The sequence below is a fragment of the Microcystis sp. LE19-195.1E genome (assembly GCF_027532095.1).
In the GTDB taxonomy this organism is placed as follows: Bacteria; Cyanobacteriota; Cyanobacteriia; order Cyanobacteriales; family Microcystaceae; genus Microcystis; species Microcystis aeruginosa.
This window is the reverse complement of record NZ_JAPZSZ010000265.1, coordinates 1-1,844: the sequence shown is the minus strand read 5'-3', so window position 1 is coordinate 1,844 and position 1,844 is coordinate 1. Positions and strand designations below refer to the sequence as shown.

Annotated in this window: 1 protein-coding gene and 1 pseudogene; one reads left to right on the top strand and one right to left on the bottom strand. The window is 47.0% G+C overall.

Going from position 1 to position 1,844, the window contains the following annotated elements; translation table 11 throughout:
• Window positions 1-297, bottom strand: a pseudogene (locus O9300_RS14895) (DUF3782 domain-containing protein); the annotation flags it as partial.
• Between the two features lie 63 nt (window positions 298-360).
• On the opposite strand from O9300_RS14895, the gene cbiE reads away from it, so the two are divergent.
• The gene (cbiE, locus tag O9300_RS14890; RefSeq protein ID WP_287972442.1) at window positions 361-1,629 is read left to right on the top strand and encodes a precorrin-6y C5,15-methyltransferase (decarboxylating) subunit CbiE; all 1,269 of its coding nucleotides are present in this window, start codon (window positions 361-363) and stop codon (window positions 1,627-1,629) included.
• The last annotated feature ends 215 nt before the right edge of the window (window positions 1,630-1,844 follow it).

Genomic DNA, 1,844 nt, shown 5'->3' with positions numbered 1-1,844 from the left:
CTCATTAGTTACTAACACATCAATTTCTAGGGTTTTACCGTCGAGACGTTTTCTGACTCTTTGACTAACTTGATGTACGGGAATCTGACGATTTAAAAATAAAGTCTCACAAGCTGGGGCTACCATATTTTCGACAAAACGTCCCCATTTACCGCCAAGATTACCAATTTCTTTACTGAGTCTGGTAATTTGGCGATCAGTTTTTAAAGATTGTTCTTTGAGAATCCGCTCGGTTTCTTTTTGAGCTTCTGCTAATTCGGCTAATAATTTCCAAACATCATCGGCGGTGGTGGTCATAATTTTTCATCTTAATTAACTTGGCACTAACCCGATTATATCTTGTTTGAAGGATAGAGCCTGATGGCAGATAATGAAATAGTAGCGATTTTTTTTAATATGGCGGATCGCAATTGTCAGTCGAAATGGCTATCGATCATAGGAATTGGTGAAGATGGCTTAGAAGGGTTAAGTTCGGTAGGGCGAAGTCTGCTTTCTTTAGCATCAGTTATTGTCGGTGGTGAACGTCATCTGGCAATGTTACCCCCAGAGGATCGACGGCAAAAACTGCTCTGGACTTCTCCTATTCAAGACTCTGTGAACGAGATTATCCGCCTTCGTGGTCAATCCGTCTGTGTTTTGGCCAGTGGTGATCCCATGTGCTACGGGATTGGTGTCACCCTCACCCGTCAGATTCCCCTTGAGGAAATGACGATTATTCCCTCTCCTTCTGCCTTCAGTCTTGCCTGTAGTCGTTTGGGTTGGCCTCTGAGTGAAGTGGAAACTTTGAGTTTGTGCGGTCGCCCTCCGGCTTGGTTGAATGGGGTGCTTTATCCCGGTGCTAAACTGCTGGTACTGAGTGCCGATACCCAGACTCCGGCGATCGCTGCTCGGCTGCTCCGGGAGGGAGGTTTTGGCGAAAGTTCCATCACCGTTTTAGAACATCTAGGGGGAACCCGAGAACGCCACATTCAAGGCATCGCCAACGATTGGGAGTTTACAGATCTGGCGGATCTAAATGTCATCGCCATTAGCTGCATATCCTCTAATCCTCCTACCCTGGCACCGCGCCTTCCAGGACTGCCGGATTCTGCTTACCATCATGACGGACAGTTGACAAAAAGAGAAGTTCGTGCTATCACTCTGAGCAGATTGGCTCCCCTACCCGGACAATTGCTCTGGGATGTGGGGGCGGGTTGTGGTTCCATTGCCATTGAGTGGCTGCGGAGCGATCGCCGTTGCCAGGCTATTGCGATCGAACATCATCCCACCAGATTACAATACATTGCCGATAATGCCGCCGCCCTGGGAACACCCCACCTGCAAATCGTCGCCGGAATCGCACCGAGCGCCCTAGAAGATTTACCGCAACCGGATGCTATTTTTATTGGTGGCGGTATCACCACACCCCACCTATTGGAAACCTGTTGGTTAGCCCTGCGCCCCGGGGGTCGTCTTGTTGCCAACACTGTTACAATTGAAAGCGAATTAGTCCTCTTGCAATGGCATAGTAAATTAGGAGGGGAACTGCTGCGAATTGGCATTGAAAAAGCCGAACCGGTCGGTAAGTTTTTAGGTTGGAAAGCAATGGCCACCGTAACCCAGTGGACTGTTCTGAAACCGAGATTGTAAATCCTTGATTTTGTCCTTGATCTCTCTTGCAAAAGTTGTCAATAGAACTTTTTGGGTATTCTTTTCCTCTCTAATTAGGGTTTGCTGAATAAATCTAAAAACCTTGTTGGATAAGGCTTTTAGACTTTTTTTCCCTGAAAAAGTGCCTACCATTGGAGTGATTGGGGGGAAAATTTAGGGATTTTTTCCCTGAAAATTAGGTAATTGACCACCTG

Bases quoted from the DNA above. Each gene is read 5' to 3' on its own strand.
- cbiE (WP_287972442.1), top strand. From the start codon at position 361: ATGGCAGATAATGAAATAGTAGCGATTTTTTTTAATATGGCGGATCGC.